At 57.1% G+C, this 19,333-nt stretch carries 16 protein-coding genes; 8 read left to right on the forward strand and 8 right to left on the reverse strand.

Annotated elements, in window-relative coordinates:
- Window positions 1-7: 7 nt before the first annotated feature.
- The 5 genes from nodU to ACVWYQ_RS16190 are packed head-to-tail and all read right to left on the reverse strand — an operon-like array spanning window position 8 to window position 5,047.
- A complete protein-coding gene (nodU, locus tag ACVWYQ_RS16170; RefSeq protein WP_456725934.1) occupies window positions 8-1,717 on the reverse strand; it encodes a nodulation protein NodU in 1,710 nt (569 codons plus the stop codon).
- Window positions 1,718-1,742: 25 nt separating this feature from the next.
- Complete coding sequence (nodS, locus tag ACVWYQ_RS16175; protein ID WP_456725935.1) at window positions 1,743-2,354, reverse strand: nodulation methyltransferase NodS; 612 nt, start codon at window positions 2,352-2,354, stop codon at window positions 1,743-1,745.
- Between the two features lie 33 nt (window positions 2,355-2,387).
- Window positions 2,388-3,746: a chitooligosaccharide synthase NodC gene (nodC, locus tag ACVWYQ_RS16180; RefSeq protein ID WP_456725936.1), complete on the reverse strand. Its 1,359-nt coding sequence runs from the start codon at window positions 3,744-3,746 to the stop codon at window positions 2,388-2,390.
- 12 nt (window positions 3,747-3,758) lie between these two features.
- Window positions 3,759-4,418, reverse strand: a complete 660-nt coding sequence (gene nodB, locus ACVWYQ_RS16185) for a chitooligosaccharide deacetylase NodB (RefSeq protein ID WP_456725937.1) — start codon at window positions 4,416-4,418, stop codon at window positions 3,759-3,761.
- On the reverse strand, window positions 4,415-5,047 hold the full coding sequence (locus ACVWYQ_RS16190; protein ID WP_275513112.1) for a NodA family N-acyltransferase: 633 nt from the start codon (window positions 5,045-5,047) through the stop codon (window positions 4,415-4,417). Before ACVWYQ_RS16190 ends, nodB begins: the two co-directional genes overlap by 4 nt.
- 684 nt (window positions 5,048-5,731) lie before the next feature.
- On the opposite strand from ACVWYQ_RS16190, the gene nodD1 reads away from it, so the two are divergent.
- The 5 genes from nodD1 to ACVWYQ_RS16215 all read left to right on the forward strand — a co-directional run bounded on the left by nodD1 (window position 5,732) and on the right by ACVWYQ_RS16215 (window position 11,733).
- Window positions 5,732-6,676 (forward strand): transcriptional regulator NodD1, encoded by a 945-nt coding sequence (gene nodD1, locus ACVWYQ_RS16195; protein WP_456725938.1) that lies wholly within the window; start codon window positions 5,732-5,734, stop codon window positions 6,674-6,676.
- A 600-nt stretch (window positions 6,677-7,276) separates the two neighbouring features.
- Window positions 7,277-8,290 carry a LysR family transcriptional regulator gene (locus ACVWYQ_RS16200; protein WP_456725939.1) on the forward strand — a complete coding sequence of 338 codons (1,014 nt, stop codon included), beginning with the start codon at window positions 7,277-7,279 and terminating at the stop codon, window positions 8,288-8,290.
- Between the two features lie 471 nt (window positions 8,291-8,761).
- Window positions 8,762-8,971 (forward strand): hypothetical protein, encoded by a 210-nt coding sequence (locus ACVWYQ_RS16205; RefSeq protein ID WP_157286270.1) that lies wholly within the window; start codon window positions 8,762-8,764, stop codon window positions 8,969-8,971.
- A 120-nt stretch (window positions 8,972-9,091) separates the two neighbouring features.
- Complete coding sequence (locus ACVWYQ_RS16210; RefSeq protein WP_456725940.1) at window positions 9,092-9,805, forward strand: MerR family transcriptional regulator; 714 nt, start codon at window positions 9,092-9,094, stop codon at window positions 9,803-9,805.
- Between the two features lie 1,460 nt (window positions 9,806-11,265).
- Window positions 11,266-11,733, forward strand: coding sequence for a NolY (locus tag ACVWYQ_RS16215; RefSeq protein ID WP_456725941.1), 468 nt, complete (start codon window positions 11,266-11,268; stop codon window positions 11,731-11,733).
- 1,174 nt (window positions 11,734-12,907) lie between these two features.
- Here ACVWYQ_RS16215 and ACVWYQ_RS16220 read toward each other — a convergent pair.
- Window positions 12,908-13,648: an outer membrane protein gene (locus ACVWYQ_RS16220; protein WP_456727160.1), complete on the reverse strand. Its 741-nt coding sequence runs from the start codon at window positions 13,646-13,648 to the stop codon at window positions 12,908-12,910.
- Between the two features lie 901 nt (window positions 13,649-14,549).
- Here ACVWYQ_RS16220 and ACVWYQ_RS16225 point away from each other — a divergent pair.
- From ACVWYQ_RS16225 to ACVWYQ_RS16235, 3 genes are all read left to right on the forward strand, one after another.
- Window positions 14,550-14,768 carry a hypothetical protein gene (locus ACVWYQ_RS16225; RefSeq protein ID WP_456727242.1) on the forward strand — a complete coding sequence of 73 codons (219 nt, stop codon included), beginning with the start codon at window positions 14,550-14,552 and terminating at the stop codon, window positions 14,766-14,768.
- Window positions 14,735-14,887 (forward strand): hypothetical protein, encoded by a 153-nt coding sequence (locus ACVWYQ_RS16230; RefSeq protein WP_456725942.1) that lies wholly within the window; start codon window positions 14,735-14,737, stop codon window positions 14,885-14,887. The genes ACVWYQ_RS16225 and ACVWYQ_RS16230 overlap by 34 nt, the downstream gene beginning before the upstream one ends.
- Window positions 14,888-15,068: 181 nt before the next feature.
- Window positions 15,069-15,812: a hypothetical protein gene (locus ACVWYQ_RS16235; protein ID WP_456725943.1), complete on the forward strand. Its 744-nt coding sequence runs from the start codon at window positions 15,069-15,071 to the stop codon at window positions 15,810-15,812.
- Window positions 15,813-16,080: 268 nt separating this feature from the next.
- Here the strand turns inward: ACVWYQ_RS16235 and ACVWYQ_RS16240 are convergent, their stop codons facing one another.
- Entirely contained in the window at window positions 16,081-16,824 is a 744-nt protein-coding gene (locus tag ACVWYQ_RS16240) for a LuxR family transcriptional regulator (protein WP_456727161.1), read from the reverse strand.
- A gap of 851 nt (window positions 16,825-17,675) precedes the next feature.
- Window positions 17,676-18,398: a hypothetical protein gene (locus tag ACVWYQ_RS16245; RefSeq protein ID WP_456725944.1), complete on the reverse strand. Its 723-nt coding sequence runs from the start codon at window positions 18,396-18,398 to the stop codon at window positions 17,676-17,678.
- Window positions 18,399-19,333 lie beyond the last annotated feature (935 nt).

Here is a 19,333-nt window from a genome sequence, read left to right on the forward strand (position 1 = left end):
GTTTCTGTTACGCCGGAAGAAGTTGTTCGGCCGACGATGGCTCACTTACGGCCGTTTTGGTCCAGAGCAGGCCATCGCACCATACATGGTCAACACGCCCCCAATGGCACGCTGCTGCGGCATCCGGGAAGAACCCGCGTCCGTGGTGGTTGGCACTTGTGTTGCAAAGCAGTGGAATTCCAGTGATCCGCTCATACTCGACCAGGAGCTCGGCGACCTTGTGCGGAGACGTTCTGGCGATTGTCTGCAATCGCGCAGATCCATCCAGATGGACAATAGCTGGTATTATGTCCCGCCATTCCTCCCGTGTCTGGTGGTCGAACAGCATGTAAGGATCAGGCGTTCCAGGGCTGAAAATGGCCGGCGCCCGATCTTCCAAGCATATCGGTGCCACGGGTCGAAAGTGTTCGCGGCGTTTGATATCGTTGAGATGATCCTTCATTGCTGGCGAAGTCGCGGCTGCAAGAATACTCCTGCCACCCAAGGCCCGTGGACCGAGCTCAGCACTCCCGGCGAGAAAGATGACGGGCTTGTTGCTGGCGAGAATCGCAGCAAGTTCGCGCATACCGCATGGCTCGGACCACCATCCTTTTGGGATCTCGCTATCTTGCAGGGCGGGTCCACTGTAGACGGACCACTCAAGCGGTACGAATCCTCTCCGCGCCGCCATAGCAGAGCAAGCGGCACCAATCGCAGATCCGCTGTCATTGGGAAATGGCGGCACCCATACATCATCGAACAAACCAGTCGCGCGTAGTGCACTGTTCCATTTGATATTGAGGCCGCAACCACCGGCTATACATAGGTTGCGCGCTCCCGGAAGTGAGGAGTGCTGCAGCAGCACCAATGCGATTTCCTTGACAAGGAGTCGCTCTAGAAACACATGAAAAGATGCAAGTACATCTTCGGGCCGCTTGGAGTCCAGTCGCATCGCGCACGCAGCGAAGAAGTCGTGCATAGCTCGAAGCAAGGATTCCGCATTGTAGATTTCCGCACGGTAACGACGAGCCTGCTCCGTATCTGCTGCAAAGCACCTTTCATAGAGCTCCTGAAACACCGCCACGATGTTTTCATCAACAGATCCAAGCGCGATGTAGGCCATCAGCTTGCCGGCCACGCCGAGGTCCCAACTGGGGCGCTTAGCCTGCCTGTAAGGCCCGAAATGGTGCCCGGCGGCTGCATAAGCGTGACCGACCATTGGAAATAGGCATTCGATGAACCGCGCGCCCTGCCGTTCAACATAGTAAAGTCGTGGAAAGATCGAGCCGTCCCATACGAGGCAGAACGCGGGTTGACCCGCTTGGGCAAAGGGGCTCGTGCAATATGCTGATGCGACATGTCCCGCGACGTGCGGATAGCTGCGATACGAGTACGCCTTACTCCCGAGAATCAGGCCAAAGCCCTCGACGGCATCGAGAAGACCCTCGGCACGACGTTCGACATACGGTGCGCCTTTGAGGGCGATAGGCACCATCCCGCTGAGAACCTGGAAGGATGACTCGACCTCCCCGTCCCAACCATCAATAACAAACTGATCAATATCCTGGGGACCCAGACCATGCTCCGCCAAGGCGGCAACGATGGCATCGAGATTGTCAATGGCCTGGTACCGCTGATTATTGCCGCGCTTCTCCTGCTCAGTGCAGAAGAAAAGCCGCCCGTCATCGACAACAGCGATCGATCCGTCATGGGTTAGCTTGATGCCGCAGATGCGCATTCTCTCTCCTGCCTATAGCAGCAGGTCAATTGCTTGACGCTTGAACCGGATTCCGGAAGTGGACTAGGAGGCACTCCTCGTCATCCCGCTCCGCCCGGATTTGCACGCGCTCGACCTCAAGCAATTCTTCTTTGAAGATGTCGATGGCTGTCTCAGCTCCAGCAGGGTGTCCCCAGCGCCTGCATGTCTCATCGTGCGCCGATCCGAAAACCAGGTACCCGTCTGGCGCCAGCATATCAATGAGGTTCCGGATCGCAGCACGCAGTCCGGCTATGTCGCCGAGGTAGTAAAGAACCTCTGTGACCACGATTAGATCGAACAGCTCCGCGGTCCAAAACCGTTCAATGTCCGCGACGATCCAGGTGATGTGCGCCTTCTTCCTCGTCCGCTCGCGGGCTCGATTAATCGCCTGCCGCATGACGTCGATCACCAAGAGGCGCTGGCAATGGGGCGCAAGCCTTTCTGTGAACGTACCGGCCGCGCATCCCACTTCGAGCGCATTCCTGATGCTCTCTTTGGACAGCGACATCTGGAGCATCTTGGCGTAACGCTTCTGTTCGAACGGGTTGCTGTCGAGCCGCCAGGGGTCGTCGGCAGCCAATTCACGCTCTAATAACTCGTACTTTTTGTTCGGCATCTCGCTTGCGCCAACTGTGTGGGATGTGTTCTCTTACTCGCCGCCGCATGCGCTGTCGGCCGCAGGCAGCCTCCCAGCACTGCACGAAAGATCGGTCCGGCGAACTGCCCGAGCCAATTGCGCCGCTTCTGCAGCGCTTCGCCGACCGCTCGGGTTCTGGACAGCCGCCTGTTTCTCATCCCCGGCCGGTACGTTGGCGACTTTGCGCGACAACCAATCGCTATTGCTCAACGTACACAGCGCATACGCCTTCACGGGAAGTAAAAGAGCTATGTTGATTGGTGTGTGCAACGAAAAGCCGAAGAATCGCAATTGGCGCGCACGAAAAGCGGCCACACCGCAACGAACCATGGTCATTGATGCGATCGTGACGATTGTCCACCACGGCACGGTGGCCGTCACGGCGAGCTGCGCAACAGCCATTATGGACGACAAGGCGAGAAGCAACGGACCGATATTCTGCCCGACTACGTCGAGGGTGAGATAGCTATCAAGGTCTCGCAGCAGGCGCAGGCCGAGCAACGTGTCGCGGAAGGTGCTGCGCGCCCAACGCAGTTGTTGACGCAGGTAAGGTCCTAGCTTGTCCGGGACCACAGTTGCCGCAACGGCATCCGGGACGTACTCCGTTCGAAACCCTGCCTTCAGCATGAGGATCGTCAGATGACGATCCTCACCAAAGTCGCTCGGCTTGCCGCGAAAGAACTGCGATTCGTATTGATCTAGCAACAACGCGAGCGCGGACCTGCGATACATAGCACAAGGGCCGCAGCAGCACATGACGGCGCCAAAGCGAGCCTGTGCCGCGCGCTCTTCGTTGCATGCCAACCAGTATTCCATATCGATCAATCTGGTCAGCCAAGTGTCGCTCCGGTTGCTGGCAGTCAGCTGCCCCATTGCCGCTCCGACTTCCGGACTTTGCATCTTCAGCGCGAGCTTTGTGACCACGTCTGTCGCGATCATCGTGTCGGAGTCGACGTTGAGCACCAAATCTCCGGTTGAACGTCGTATCGCGGTTATCTGCGCCTTGCGCTTCCCAACGTTGCTTTCGAGTAGAATGAAGCTGAACCTGGCGTCGGTTGCGAAGATGCTGTGAACGGGTTCTAAAAGAGCGCGATTTGCCGAACCATCATCGATCACATAAACGCGCAATTCTCCGGTGTAGTCCTGGGCAGAAATGGATTGTAGACAGGCCGCGAGCGTCTGCGGATCCTCATTGAAACACGGCACGATAATATCGATGCTCGGCAGAGCGGCAGAAGTGTGCGTCAGGTCACCTGAGGGAGCCGGCGCATTTGGCGGCGTAGCATAGAGCGCCTGCAAGCTCTTGTAGACAGTCGAGAGCAGCGCATAACATGAGACAGCGACAGTGCTGGTGGTGGCGAGCAAATCCATTTGGTCCAGTGTTCAGTGAAGTTGAGGAAGGGAGGAGATTGCGAAACCACGCTCTTGCAGTGCGGGAATCAGCTGTGAAAGCGCCGTGAGCGTCTGGTCGCGCAGACCAGCGTGAGTGCACTGTCCCTGCTCGCTGGGAGGACATCCGTCGTGCAAGAGCACGATCGCACCCGGTCGGATGGAGGCCAGCACCGCGTTCACAATCGCATCAACGCCAGGGCGCGACCAATCTCGTGGATCCACCGACCAATGCACCATGCCAAGTCCGGCCATCGCTGCTGTCGCAAGCACTTCTTCAGTCCACCTTCCGTAAGGTGCTCGCACGTGCCGCAGCGACGCTTGCGGGCAGGCCGCACGAATGACGTCGCTGGCTCCCAGTATTTCACTCTGCACCTCGGCCAGTTTGCAACTGGACAGGTCCGGATGTGTCATCGTGTGATTAGCGACCTCATGCCCGTCTGCGATCATTCGCCGTATGAGGTCCGGCTGTTGCGCTGCGTAGGCGCCAATGACGAAGAAGGTGGCCTGGATCCTACGTTCTGCCAGCAGGTCCAGGATATCTGGTGTACAAAGTGGATTTGGGCCGTCATCAAACGTCAAATAGACGCAGCGACTTCCGTCGGCGTCAGCGTACTCGCTACGCACCGAGCGCAGGTTATCGGAATGCTTCACAGCTCTGGCCCGTTCCGATCGATAATCGTACCGGTCGGCCACTCGCCTATTGATCGCACAATCGGCAGCACCAACACGAGAGCATCGTCGATGCGGGTAGTCGGCAAATTCAGATACACATCTGGATGGGTTGATCGGACGCGTATGCCGGAAAGGAGTCTCGCGAGCCCCTGCCGGCCAAGCATTCTTGTGATATGTTTCTCCAGTGCGGGCCGCACTGTACCAAAGCCGAATGGAACACCAAGCTCATGCAGAACCGGGTACATAACGCGCATTGAATGGGTTATTCCGAGCCCCTCAAGATCGGGGCGTACTGCGTACAATCCCAATTCGCCTACGAGTAGATCGACTTCGCCGACCTTGATGAACCGGCGTAGTAGGCCGATATGAGCGGCTATACCGCGAGCATCATAACCTATCACCCGGACCTCGGGCCTCGCACCGGCCCAACTGCGATTATTCTCGAAGGGCTGCGCATTGAAGGCACCGGTTGGCCCGTAGCTCTTCCGGAAGAACTCGGAGAGCTCGACATGGTCGGCGAGGCACAGCTCACTTTCCCAGCGCACCCTCCACTGAACCTGCGGACGCATCGAGAGACCTTCTGCAGTTGTGGATACGGCAATGTTCATGGCAAGCCACCAACCGTTAGATGATTGAGGGGCTTGGCCTCGCGAGACACCCGCTCGCTCAATGGATGCTCACTGGCTGGGATGGGATTCTCAACGCGACCAGACCCGTATGGCGAGAGTCCGTCACTCTCGCCCAACGCGCAGCGATTGACGGTGGCAATCACATCAAAGGCACGAAACACCTGCACCGGGTCTACTAGCGTCTCTTGCATTCTCGACTTGCCTTCTAACGCGATGGGCCCGCGCGACGCCTCTAACAAGCCGCCGCAAGATCTGGCACCAGCAATCCGCATCTGCCGTTTCGTCGTGAAGCTAAGGGAAGATGGTGCAATGCCTCAATTGTACGCGGGTAAATCCCCGATATTGAAAGGAATCGAAGATCCATACAAAGGTATATCGCTCGCAAGGACCAACAAATCCGATTGAGCACTCGCAACTCCAGGCCCGCGCGCTGCAGCTCGTTCAGAGCAGAACGACACCGTGTCGCGATGCAGCTCGACTGACGCTCCGGCCGAACACGGCCACCGCACGTCCGCTGCATTCCGGAGCCAACGCAACGAATGAGAGCCATGGTGATATGCCTGTTTCAGTTTTCCAAACTGAAGTTTGCTATCCAATATTGCATGGTCAGGTAAAATCGATTGTTTCGATAGAACACATCCACATGATGGATTGACCCAAGCTATGCGGTTCAAGGGCCTTGATCTAAATCTTCTTGTTGCGCTCGATGCTCTGATGACCGAACGCAATCTCACGGCGGCGGCACGCAAAATACACTTGAGCCAGCCGGCCATGAGTGCCGCCGTTGCCCGGCTACGCACCTATTTCGGCGATGAACTATTTACGATGAGGGGCCGCGAACTTGTCCCCACTCCTCGAGCCGAAGGGCTAGCGGTCCCGATTCGTGAGGCTCTGCTGCACATTCAACTCTCTATCATATCGCGGGACGCTTTCGACCCGGCTCAATCGAGCCGCCGCTTCCGGATCATCCTCTCCGATTTCATGACGATCGTGTTCTTTCGACGAATCATAGACCGTGTCGCGCGGGAGGCTCCCGCCGTGCGCTTCGAGTTGCTGCCCTTCTGTGATGAGCACGATGAGCTTCTCAGGCGCGGCGAAGTCGACTTTCTTGTCTTTCCGGAGTTGTTCATGTCGAGCGCGCACCCCAAGGCGACGCTGTTCGAGGAGGCGCTTGTATGCGTAGGCTGCCGGACAAACAAGCAGCTATCACGCCAGCTTACTGTCGAGAAATACATGTCAATGGGACATGTCGCAGCCAAGTTTGGACGAGCACTGAGGCCTAACATTGAAGAATGGTTCTTGCTTGAACACGGCCTGAAGAGACGTATCGAGGTCGTTGTGCAGGGCTTTAGCATGATTCCGCCTGTCCTAGTTGACACTGTTCGCATCGGGACTATGCCGTTTAGATTGGCTAAGCATTTCGAGAACCAAATGCTCCTGAAGATCGTCGAACCACCGCTCCCGCTTCCGTCTTTCACCGAAGCCGTCCAATGGCCTGCTGCCGAGAATACCGATCCGGCAAGTATTTGGATGCGACGGATCATATTGCAGGAGGCCGCCAACATGGCTTCTGCGCATGAGGCAGCCCGACATCGTAGGCAATGCTAGCTAACTCACGAACACAACATGACACCCTCAATGCCTTACATTCGCAGGCAGTTCTTCTAGCGCACACATGCTCTAAGGGCTGCAAGGCACTTCAAGCATCGATGGCGCTTCGTTGCGGATAATGCCACGGGCGGGCCGCAGCGCTGGCGGCCTCGACCGATTTGGCACGGCATTCGGCGCGGAGGAATCACCAAGTGTGGCCTCACGCAGTTGAGACAGTCGCCAAGAGCCCCCGCGGAACAATTCGCTTGAACCTCACACTGCGTCAGGTTGTAGGCTCACATTCAGTGGGCCACGAGTAACGTACGCGGTCATGGACAACGCCTCGCGGATTTTCGCCTTGATGGCGCAACTCCCGGAGCTGCGCTGCTGCGAGTCTAAAAGATCGATGTGATGCTGCGAGCGATTGCGGGATCAGCATAATGGTCCGCTCCGCACCGCCGGCGAGTTCCACGCTGCGATCGTCCGCTTGCAGCGATCAAGCATCCGGGCGCCTCTACAGCGTCAGCACTCGGAGGGAGCCAGCCCAGGTGGAGGATAGATACCATCATAGATGCCGCGGGTGTTTAGAACCACCCAAGCGCCTTCAGTGGGATAAGCATGCGCTTCAAGGGCCTTGATCTGAATCTTCTGGTCGTACTCGATTCATTGATGACCGCGCGCAACCTGACCGCCGCAGCTCGCAGCATCAACCTCAGTCAGCCGGCCATGAGCGCCGCCGTCGCCCGGCTGCGCGCCTATTTCGGCGATGAGCTGTTTACGATGAGAGGTCGAACACTTGTCCCGACACCGCGTGCTGAAAGCCTCGCCTCTCCTGTTCGCAAGGCGTTGCTCGACATACAACTCTCCATTATTGCGCGCGACAAGTTCAATCCAGCCGAATCGTGTCGTCGCTTCCGAATCAGCCTTTCCGATTGCGTCACCCTGATCTTTTTCCGACAGATCGTAGATCGTGTAGCGCGAGACGCTCCAGCAGTCAGCTTCGAATTGCTACCGCTTAGGGAAGACCACGATGAGCTTCTCCGGCGAGGTGAAATCGATTTTCTGATCATGCCGGAACCATTCATGTCGAGTGCTCATCCGAGGGCGGCACTTTTTGGTGAAAGGCTTGTATGTGCAGGCTGCCGCACGAACAAGCGCCTGCCGCATCGGCTGACATTCGAGGAATATATGTCGCTTGGACAGGTTGCAACCAGGTGGAATCTTGCACACAATCCCTCGATTGAAGAACAGTTCCTGCTCCAACATGGGCTCAAGCGGCGCATCGATATTGTCGTGCAGAGCTTTTGCATGATCCCGCCCATGCTATCAGGCACTGACCGCATCGGAGTAATGCCGTTAAGGTTGGTTAAGCATTTCGAGAAAGCGACCCCGCTGCGTATTGTTGACCTGCCATTGTCACTTCCGGCCTTTACCGAAGCCGTCCAATGGCCCGCCTTTCACAACGCCGATCCGGCAAGCATATGGATGCGGGAGATATTATTGCAGGAGTCCTCCCGCATGGGCTCTTGGGGTGAAGAAAGGCAGACAGTCAAATCCCTTTTGTCATCCAATCTTCGCAGTGATCCGCTCTCCATCAAAGCATCGCAATTAGCCGAGCCGCGTTCGTCATAACGGCAACGTTGCCACACCCGTCTCTGCGCGTAAGTAAAGCAACTCACGTCAGTCCCAGCTTGGATTCACTGCCTCAAGCAATCCGGTACTAAGGACTCGCGACGGTTTGCAGCCTTTTTGGATCGCTCGTGACACTATTGTGCCGGCGATCGCAAATTGCTATCGAGCCCAGCCGCGCGGGAATGGCATCAAGTCGCCATTAGAGCTGCGGAAGGTATAGAAGACAAACTGCGACTTTCACACGTGCTCGAACTCTGCAGTGCGCGCGCACCGCTGACTAAGCGCGGAGAACGGTTACGCGTCACTTCGAGCCAGACTCGCCCGCGACGGTGTTGCACAACGGCATCACTAGATGCCCATGCACTTCATTGTCGGTGTGCGCCGCCAGTCCGCCTTCTTTTGGACCCAGCGCAGCCAAACACCTTGGCCACGTGCGCGCGCTAGCACAATGAGACTCGAGGGAGCTGAACGTTGCAACGAAAGCATCGCATCTTCGAATCAGAGGAGCTTTCAACCTTGGGAAGGATTTTTGACCGAGCAATCACGGCCTTGCCTGTAACAATGCGTACTCCAGAAAACCGAACGGCAATTGCACAGCTTGTGCTGCAGCTCGGAGTTGCAGGCGAAGCCGAGCTGGCTTCCCTATTAATTCTGATGGACGCCATCTCTTCCGCCGTTTGATAAAGTGCCACTCAGGATAAGCCCCTCGCGTCCGCCGAAGTTGTAATATGGTTCAGCTAGACCATTGAAATGGCTTGAATCTTACGTGGCGTTAGGTTGTAGGCTTTGAAATAGAAAATCATGACCAAAGCTACACCACGAAGGCGTCGATGGCGCATAGGCGAACTTGCAGGGGCTACCGGAGTAACGGTACGCACTCTGCATCACTATGAGCACACGGGGCTACTTGCCGCGTCGGAGCGCACCGACGGCGGTCACCGGATGTACGACCGTGAAAGCATTCAACGAGTTCATCAAATCCGGGCCCTCCGTGAGCTCGGCTTTTCACTTCAGGAGATCCGGAGGGCGATGGACGGTCGCACCTCTCTCACCGACCTATTGCGCAAGCACCTGCAGCGGATTGAGGTTCAAGTCGCCCGTACCACTCAGTTGCGAGATCGTTTGCGCAATATGACGACTGACGGTGACGTACGAGTGAGCGTTGACCAGCTACCCGCCGCGCTTGATGCGATGTCGAAGGTTGAGAAACGCCCTCAGCCTCGTCCATGCACATGCGCTCTAGCGGCGGACCGGGAGGAGCGGTGGCGGCGAATCCGCAACGACTTGCGCGATTGTATGGACCGGAACGAGCATCCGTGCAGCGACCGCACAAAGGCCGTGGCGCTTGAGGCACGCACGCTGATCAGCGAGATCGCCGGAAATGATTTGACCGGCTCAACCATCTTGAAGGTCCTGGCACGGTTGAGCGATCCTCGCAGTCTGGCCGGGTGGGATCCGCACCTCATGCAGTATCTCGACAGCGCTCTTGTTGCCCTGGGGGATCAGCCGCATTAACACAGACCCGCAGGGCCGCTCCGCACCTCGGCGGTCTGTTCCGAATGCACTTCTTAGCGTCGCTGACGATCGGCGGTTTTGTTTCAACTCGAATGGCTTGGTCACTCATGACGCTGCTACCCGCAGTGACCACGTCGATCTTCGGCTCTCGACAAATCATCAATAGCGCCCGTCGACTCAACGTCATATCCGCCGACATTGATCGCTAGCAATCGACCTGAGTCGGTAGGTTGGGCGGCTGTCGACGGCGCAAACCTCCGGTGCGTCGGCCCTCATCTGCAGTACAAGAAATACGGATGTCTTCTGCACTCATCTAGTCGGCTGCACTCACGTTGAAGATCTACGGATCGTTCCTGGTGTTGGTGATCGAGCGGTCTCACCAGCAGGCCTATGCTAGCGGCAATCGCTTGTCGTGAGCGAGGACTCAACAACATTCAGGTATCTTCACGCACTCAATGCCATTCTGACAAGCTTTACCTGCCACTGTCCTTCGATGCTGCACTCGAGAGTGAACTGTGCGTCGTCAACTTCGGTGCGACCGCTTCTAGCTAACTAGATTGAGGAGGCTGGTGCCAACTACCTGCTTTGGCAGCTTGCTAGAGACTTCCGTCTACGGCAACTACCATTCAAACTCACAATGATGCGACAGTGCTGACCCTTGGATGTCGCGCCCGTGCGATCAGGCGTTCGGCAGCGCCTCTCAGCGTGGCCCAGGACAGTACCCCTAGCCTGAAAATCGCAGGTACGCCTGGACAGCACGTCAGCCTTTGGCATCACTGCTGAGCGGCTCCACATCATTCAGCGGCAGTGGGACCTCGACCTCCATCGTTGACAAAGCGGCTTCGGCAAGGCGCTGATTCACCAAGCTCTTCATGCGGTTCAGGTCGCGGCGGCAGCACGATGGTCGAACAGATTCTTATATTGCCAAGTGCTAGCACCCAACACGGCCTATCGGCAGCCTGGATGGTTACCATAAAAACAATCGATTTTACCGGATCAGCCTCAATGCTCATATTCAACTGCCGGATTGGAAGCAGCGATCAGAAGGGTCGTATGGCAATGGATTTCTCTCTTTGCACCGCTTGTTGCACGAAGATAGACGAACTCATCGTTCAGATGTAGCGTCGTGCCCCATGCTAGTCGGCTGGCACGCTTCAAGCCCGGTCAATGGCAATCGGCGCCTGATACGTAAGCAAGGAGTACTGCCCCTCGCTACGCGTCGCGGGTGGACACTATGGCATTTGGGTTGACAAATCAGCACGCCAGAGAGCGGCTCTGGCCGCGCGACTTGGTTGCAAACCGCGATAGCGGCGGCACAGCCGTGTGGCGTGGATAGTCAGCGCTTCCTGTTACAGCCTCGTGTCTTCAAGCAGCTGAAATTTGGCTGGGGCAAGTACCCGTGAACGGGGTGACAACACGTCGTCCCTACATAATGTTATATTATCGAGAGAGAACGCGCTGTGGACTTTGAACATTGGAATTCGGGTGTGCCGTACCCTAAACATGGAATCGAGCAACAGGTCGAGGCTGTTGCAGGCCTGATCTGCGAACAGGAAAAACCGCTTGACGCGATTCAATTGCCCAGCAAAATCACGAGCACCTTGATATCAGAGCAATTGAAGAGTGACCTAAGCGGCGCGAGAGCCGGGACTGCAGCCGGACAACGGCCGACCACCCGACCTCCAGACATGGAAGCTGGTGTTTTCTATCCTGAGGACCTTCAGTTTTTGGGCCGACTTTTTGATCAAGCAGTTGCGGCCCTGCCATCAGCTATGCAGACACCTGACAACCGGACTACAATCGCGAAGCTTATTCTGACGCGTGCGGTGGCCGCTAATGGCCGACCAGAGGCCTTCCATGCAGTCAGCGATGCGCTATACCTGTGCGAATTGATCAGGCAGGGCGCTAATCCATGCTGCGGCGTATAATCGGTACTAGCTGGCAAGCTCCACAAAAAGCTCCAATGATCTAAGGCCGGCAAACTAGACCATTTTTGGATAGCTTTCCGCACCGAGTCCCGGCTGTGGATGGGCGAAGGACGATGAAGGCCTCAAAACGCCCAGAATGGCTTATTCTCAAGCAGGACCATGATTGGGGTCGTGGTGGCGGACATTGCTTCAAAGCCGGGATCATCCAGGCGACCTACGTCAATTGGAAGAAGAAGTGTGACGGCTTTTGCCGACCGATATGCGGCCACTGAAGCAGCTCGAGGACGAGAACGTCAAGCTGAAGAAGCTGGCGTATCTGTCGCTCGACAAGGAGATGCTGCAGGACGTGATCCACCGAAGGCTGTGAAGCCTGGCCGCAGGCGCAAGCTGGTCGACGAAGTCCATAGCGAGTGGCAGGTCTCGATCCGCAGGACCTGCGCAGCACTCAAGTTTGCCTGATCGACTACGATTACAAACTGCGTCGCTCAGGCCAAGCTGCCCGTCGAACATCGGATCAGGGAGATCTGTCGTGCCCGCGTTCGCTACGGCTATCGCCGTGTCCACGTTCTGCTCCGCCGCCAGGGGTGGCGCCACGGCCAGAACCAGACGCGAGTTGGCCCTGGAACTGACGCAACAAAACACCGACGCGCGGCGTCTTCGGTGTCATCAAGCCGAACTGCGCCTCGCTCCGCCATCCGCCCATCATTGGACACCTGAACTCCGACGGTCACCTCGGCCGCTGCTACCTCAAAGGCCGCTCAGGCCAACGGAGCCAACTTTATTCTCTCAGCTCCGCCGCGACCTCGCCTGGCTCAGAGAACTCTTGGGCCTTTTCCTGGGATTGTTATGGCAAGCGCTCGCAACTACAGCCCAGCTCAATCCGCCTTCTTCACAGTTGACTGACTACTCTCACGTGGTGGCGCCCCGCTAGCCAATCGCTCGTATCAGCTGACCAACTTCCGGGAGACACGCAGTGCGCTCGCCAAGATCAATTGGTATAAGACGTACTTTGAATGGCCTTAACCGCATTTGTATGCACAGTGGTCGACCGCGGCCGTATGAAGAACTGGTCTTGGCAAATGGCACGTTGTGTGACGTTGCGCCCGACTGATTTGCGCGGGAAGGAGCCCCGGCCAGGGCCGGGGCTCTCGATTGCCCTTTGAAGGGAAGATCGTTATTTGAGAACTAGGGGCCAGCCGAACTTGTAATTGAGCCGCGCGGTCAGGAGGTCAAAATCCTGACGGACGCGATCGTTCCCGACAGCGCCACCTCCGGCGGAGGTGAAGTTCACATTGCTGGTCGGCATGAATACATGGTCGTACTCAAGCCCAGCTGACCAGTTCGGCGTCAAATTGACCTCGAATCCGGCACCAACCACACCGCCCCAACGCGTCGTGTCCGCGCTCCCAAGCTGCGTGCCTGCGGAAACAGAGTTGACCTGATAGCTGCTGCCCACGATCGCGGTGCCACCTTTGGCGTAAAGCAGTACGTTGCTGATCGCATACCCCATCTGGCCAGTGACTAGGCCGAACGCGTCGATCTTTGTCTGGTTCACGTTGGTTGGAAAAGCGCTGCTGACATTGGAGCCGTTGAAATCGGCCCAATTGCCCTGGCCTTCGACGCCAAGCACCGTCTGGCCGATCTGCCAGCGGTAGCCGATCTGCCCGCCTAGCGTGCCGCCGCTTGCGTCGTGAGAGCCCTCAGGGGTCGTGCCCGCGAAATCCCACGAGGAATGAGCCGAACCCCAGCCCCCGTTGACGCCAGCATAGAAGCCGCCCCAGTCGTAGAACGCGACCGCGATCGGCGGAGGAGGCGCCTTGGTGTAGACGGGCTGTGCAGCGAGATCCACCGCGAATGCAGGCGCCGCAGCGGTGAGTGCGACGATGCTCGCAGTCATAAGCAACAAGTTTTTCATTTCGAGCTTCATTTCCTTGAGTGGCCCCCGATCGTGCGCCGTCATAGCAGCGCAAACGCGAATTGCTGTAACTGCTGCGCAACATTTACTTCGAAAGAATTGGCTTGAATCTGACGCTGCGTAAAGTTGTACACTTTGATTGTCAGCAACAGCTCGCGCATTGAGGCCTAAGAGTGCTCGCGCGCGTCAGCGCCGCGACAGAGTAGGTGGCTCCAGATCAAGGCTCGCTTCAAAAGAAGGTCACTTTTGCATCCCGTCGCCGATCCGAGTCAAGGAACATGAAGCGGAGAACTGAATGCATTGAATGTGTGCGCAAAGAGATGCCCTACAAGCTGTCAAGCGAACAATCGCGCGATCATAGCCGCGCTGATTGCAATTGGTCTGCGGAGCGGGACGCATCTGTCGGGTTTCTACCGCTGCGAGACTGCCGGTGGGCTGAAGGAGCCCCGACCTTGGTCGGGGCTTTTCCTTTGGAGTTCTCTCCGCGCATCACAGGTCGTTTTGCCTAAGCGCCGCCTTCCAAGTCGCGCAACAGACATGAGCCGCTGCCCAAGCGCCGACGCCCCGTCCGCACCCGTCAAGGCTGACGACCCGAATGTCGGATTAAAGATAACGATGTCCCCAAACTGACGCGCCCGCGCAAAAGAGGCGACAAGGACGATCGTTTTTCAAGCGGCACGCTGCTTGCTTCATTCGCACCGTCGCCCATAAATGGCAGCATCACGGCGCCTGGCCAAACCCGATGAGCGCAGTGGAGTGTTTGATGCGATCAGCGCCGTCGGCCTGGGCGCTTCATTGTTTGTGGTAATTCGCCCGCGGTTGCTCCGTTGGATCGATCCGCTACTTATTCACTCCATGCTTTTTAGAACACGCGAAAATGCTCCTTAAAGGGAAGAGGCTGATGGCAATTCGCTACATGCCACATATCGGGATGGTTGCGTTGGCCAGTCAGCAGTATCTGGCGATCGCGTTGATCTACTCGGCTGTTCCGGTGATCCTTCGAGCGAACGGCGCCAGCTTGCAACTGGTTGGGTTGTATAGCACGGCATTCCTTGCCTTCACTGTTAACTTTTTTGGACGCCCATCGTGGATCGATGGAGCCTCAATCGTCTGGGGCTAAGGCGATCATGGATCCTGCTGACACAAGTCGCCACGACCACTGTGCTGGCAGTGATGGCTTTCTTGAATCCGAAGACCGATTTGGTGCAGCTTTTTTTGTTTCTCTCCTTGCGAGCGTAGCCGCAACACAGCGGATCGCAACACTGGGCTACATTGCCGAAGCCCTCGATCCCGGCGAGCGTCCGCTCGGGGCCACGCTGGGCTGGGCTGGGGTCGGGTCATCGGCCACGTGATCGGCGGCGCGGTCTGCCTCCAGCTGATCGAGAGTGTCGGTTGGAGTCCGACTTTGCTGGGATTAGCGTTGCTGCTGGCCGTCTTCGCCGGATGGGTGTTCGCGATCCCCGAACCGCTCCTTTTCAAGAACCAATCGCGCTCACCGCAGCGCCAGTCCATCTTCCTGCGCAACAATGGTCTATTGACAACGGCCGCATTGATAGCGCCCGGCGTTGCCGGGATCGCGCTGGCGTTCGCAATGGTGCAGTTGCGGCTCGTTGATCTCGGGTTCGCCGCGGCAGACATTGGATGGATCGGAGCGATCTCGAACGTCTTAACGTATACTATCATTGCGCCGCTGACCACCGCGATCCTCGCACGAACGGCGCCGAATCACGGCGTGATCTGGAGCTGTGCAGTCATGGCCATCGGTTTCGGAGCATTTGCGATTATTGATCGCTATGCCAGCGTTCGCGTGAGCGCTGTCGCGAGCGTTGGGATCGTGTTCGCGGCCCTCGCAGTCCAGCACGTTACATTCACGAACTGGTTTCTCGCACTCGCCCGGCCAGGCAAGGCTGGAACAGATGTCACCTTCCTCACTTCGGTGATGTCGGCGTTCGCACTGATGGGCTTCGCGGCGAGCGGGTTTATCACGGCGAGATTTGGCTACAGAGTCACGCTGATCCTGCCAGGCCTCGGCTATGCTCTCAGGCTTGCTCGCTGCAGGATTCATCCGCGCCGCCAATCCGACGCCGCCACGCGTGGCGCAAGACTGATGATCGAGCCAGTCTTCCTCAGTCACAGCATCGTGGTCAACAGGACTCATACTTGAGGCAACTACGGAAGGACCCAGCAATTGAGGCCCGACGCGCGACCGTCGACAGCCATTGGCGAGCGCATCTTTCTCTTCCCCTTTGGGAGTGGGCTGGTGAGCAAAGTGAGACCCGTGTTGCAGCAAGCGCAATTGGCTGCAGTCACATGGTCGATTGAGGTTCCTCGATGACTTGGGAGAACGATTGCCCCTAGGATCAACTTTTATATTCAACAGCTTCCAGCCGCCAATTGACTTCGACACGATCATCAGATGCCGACAAGATGCCTTACGCTACATGGAAGTCAAAGATAAGATTGAGGCGGATCGCCACAATGGCGGCTTGGACCCGGCTGGTCGCGCCCAGCTTGCGCATCGCGTTCTTGAGGTGAAAGTTCACCGTATTTTCGCTAATTTGCAATATCTTTCCGATCTCCCATGAGGATTTGCCCGCTGCCACCCACCGGAGACAATCTTGTTCGCGCTCCGATAGGGCAACTCTTTCAATGCAGTTATCTTCCGCTGGACGTGTGATCTCCACACAAGCGGTGTGAAAATGCCAGGCTAGTGCGTTGAGATGGCCTTTAGATTGTTGAGGATCGGCATCGTCGAACCGAGAGGCAAACGATAAGACAGATATTCGACCCAATGGCCCAAACAATGGCACACTCATGCCGTGCTTGAGACCGGCCTCTCTGGCCTCATTCAGGACGCGCCTTTCGTCAGGCTGTAGTTGATATTGCTCTCCGAGTTGATCCCACAGAAATGGTCGCGCAACCATTGGTGTCCGTCGGACTACCGGATCAATCTTGTGGTACTCGCGTTCAAAATAGCGTTCGCACCAGTCAGGCGGCCACTTTACGGCCACCGCCGGCGGTGGATACTCCGGTAGGCGAAGTGGCTCCGCGAAATTGAGTGCTCCGTAAGAGACTTCGCTGAAGCCTTCGTCGCTTGCACAGCTCACAAGAAGTTCGAAAACCGATCTGAGGGATTGCGTTCGCGTCGCGCATTCGGTGAAACTGAAAAGATCCATTTGAGGCGCCTCAGCGGGCTGGCCCAAAAGGTCGGTATTGCCCCTTTCGATTGAGTTTGCATCAGGCGGAGGCAAGTTCCACTCCATCGGCGAGCCGCTCCGTGATGCCGAGCTCAACAGCGCGGTGTCACCGTCGATGTTCGGTTTGCCGGCGAGCATGAAAAGAGCCGGGTCACGATCTGCGCGATCCTACGAATCTGTATCCTCAGCCTGCAACTGGTCTTCACCGCGCCGGCAGCGGCGAGAGCGCGGTCGATGAGCAGCCCGAGATGGCCTTCGCGCAAGTCTCGCGCCATGCATGAACGATGCGTGGCGTCTACGTGCTTCAGTCGGGTATCTCCAACGCGAACACCTCTTGAGCGTTGAGGCTGATCGACCCTCGTGGCGGAGGAGGATGGTCGTCAGGGGGCCTCCCCGACATGCTCGCAGTTGGGGGATTTTCTTGGTGCGGCGGGTACTTTGCATGCGCAGCTCCGGAAGGGAAAACCTGCGGATCAGCACAGCAATTGTCGTACCAGTTCCATTCGTTCTCAAAATCGGGTTAAACGACAATGAGTTGAGAGATTTGAGATAGATCCTGCGGGTGCGTGTGTTGAAGACTCGCGACATCAGGAGGAAAGCCGACAGTGCCATTGGGGTGGGCTGTTCGCCCTAACTGCTTGAGTGGCTCCTTCTATTTGATGATCCGTGTACCTTGTCTGCAAGTTATCACTGAACCGGCCATTGTGGCGTCTCGCGTGAAACGCCGACCCGTCTGTGAGCCGACTCCAATCTAACCGCTCAGCACATCAAATAAGGCACGGATCTACGATGCACGAAAGCTCGACTGTCCACTTGCTCGCGGAGGCGTTTCAATTCGTCGCTGCGGCTGTCAGCGGCTTAGCGACGTTTCTCAGGACAGTGGCGCGGCAGTTGTCGAACATCTTCTTCGTATAACTGCCGCCGAAGTAATCCATTACGAAAGTGCCGGTATAATCCGGATCATCGCCCACGCTGCTGATTACGCTATCGAGAATTGCGCCGACGTCGGGGATGCGCTCGCAGTAACGGGCGCGAATAACATTGACGGCGTTCATCGAGTGAACGGCCTCGTCGGCAACCACCTCTCTCAGCCATCGAAGGAAATTGCTCCCAAGTCCGGCATAGAAGTCTCTATCCGCAGCATAGGCGCGACAAGTGCATATCTCGTCAAATGCGATCATAACGAGCAGAGAAAATTCGTCCTTTAAGTATTCATCGATGGCAGAGAAATCATGCGCTCGAGCTTCCAATCTGTCTCGAAGATCCCTTTCGGATTCACCAGCGACAAGCTCCATGATCTGGATGAAACTCTCGGTATGACGCTCTTCATCCGCGGCCCAGGCTCTGAAGAACGCCTCAGCTTCGCTGCTGGCGATTAGATGTCGCTTCGACAATTCTTGTCTTAAATGCCTCGCGTCGTATTCGGTATACAACTCTGGCCAGAGCTTGTTCCGGCGTGCGCGCACAGTCGCTGGTCCAGCCGTGAACATCGCAGGTTTCAACTCATCGAAGAAGTCTCTTGGATTCCAGTTCCGTCGAATCGGCGCAATCACCTGACTATCCTCCTTTGAGCGGCGTGCCAGACGGACGCTCGCAAAGCATTCTTGCTCAACACCAAGTATGCTGTCGCCCGCCTTCTGGTGGCAATTTCAGGAAGCCACTTGAACTCGCGTTCATCAACAGAGGCTCTTCGTGGCGTCGTCAAAGGTTTTTTTGCAGCGCGAGTGTCGGGTAGAGTGCGGCGTCCCTTCTCTTTCTGCTCTGCACCGCGCCTCACAAAGATGGCCGGTCCATCGAGTCTCGAGTTCCGGAACGGAAAGGTGATCCGGAAATTCAGGGACGTGAACGGCCCCTCCACTGTCGGCTGTATATTCCAGTCGGCACCTTCGAGGCTGCACTGTGCTTTAAGATACCAGTGCTCGAAGTCGGTCGGGCAGAGACTTTCGACAGTTGGCTCCGGAAACGAAGGAATGCAAATGCCATTGCTCGATTGCATGGCAACACCGTGATTATCTCGCTTGGCGGTCGAGACAAGCGGAAGCAAGGACATCAGAACCGCCAACCGTATGACCGAGGAGGCTTCATATGCCTCTTAAGGCAACCAAGTTCTACGTCCAGAACGACCTGAAGGCGCGGGATTAGCGGGCGGCCTATCTAGAAGCGGCACTTGCAAGCGAGGATCCTTCGTTGCTGCCGCGGTCGGAGATATGACCTGGTCTCTGAGAGCTTCGGACTTCTCCGACGAGACCGGACTGAGCTGCGAAGCGACCCCAAGACCTTTTGCGTGGGCGGCACTGCAACGCCAGGATACTTTGAACAAGTCGACCGACGTTCTGGGCTGCAAGCTCACTCACGGGCCAACGGAGAGAGTGGGTCAGCGCGCTGCCGCGACGGCAAAGAAGCTCGAGTAGCGGAGAAGCCGCTCCTCACGTCCCAGAGATCGCGTCCGGGGTCACGATGGCGCGACTATTGGCCGGTAGCTTTCGCG

This window comes from Bradyrhizobium sp. USDA 3397, from assembly GCF_054060965.1.

Bases quoted from the DNA above. Each gene is read 5' to 3' on its own strand.
- nodU (WP_456725934.1), bottom strand. From the start codon at position 1,717: ATGCGCATCTGCGGCATCAAGCTAACCCATGACGGATCGATCGCTGTT.
- nodS (WP_456725935.1), bottom strand. From the start codon at position 2,354: ATGCCGAACAAAAAGTACGAGTTATTAGAGCGTGAATTGGCTGCCGAC.
- nodC (WP_456725936.1), bottom strand. From the start codon at position 3,746: ATGGATTTGCTCGCCACCACCAGCACTGTCGCTGTCTCATGTTATGCG.
- ACVWYQ_RS16190 (WP_275513112.1), bottom strand. From the start codon at position 5,047: ATGAACATTGCCGTATCCACAACTGCAGAAGGTCTCTCGATGCGTCCG.
- nodD1 (WP_456725938.1), top strand. From the start codon at position 5,732: ATGCGGTTCAAGGGCCTTGATCTAAATCTTCTTGTTGCGCTCGATGCT.
- ACVWYQ_RS16200 (WP_456725939.1), top strand. From the start codon at position 7,277: ATGCGCTTCAAGGGCCTTGATCTGAATCTTCTGGTCGTACTCGATTCA.
- ACVWYQ_RS16210 (WP_456725940.1), top strand. From the start codon at position 9,092: ATGACCAAAGCTACACCACGAAGGCGTCGATGGCGCATAGGCGAACTT.
- ACVWYQ_RS16220 (WP_456727160.1), bottom strand. From the start codon at position 13,648: ATGAAAAACTTGTTGCTTATGACTGCGAGCATCGTCGCACTCACCGCT.
- ACVWYQ_RS16225 (WP_456727242.1), top strand. From the start codon at position 14,550: ATGGCAATTCGCTACATGCCACATATCGGGATGGTTGCGTTGGCCAGT.
- ACVWYQ_RS16240 (WP_456727161.1), bottom strand. From the start codon at position 16,824: ATGGATCTTTTCAGTTTCACCGAATGCGCGACGCGAACGCAATCCCTC.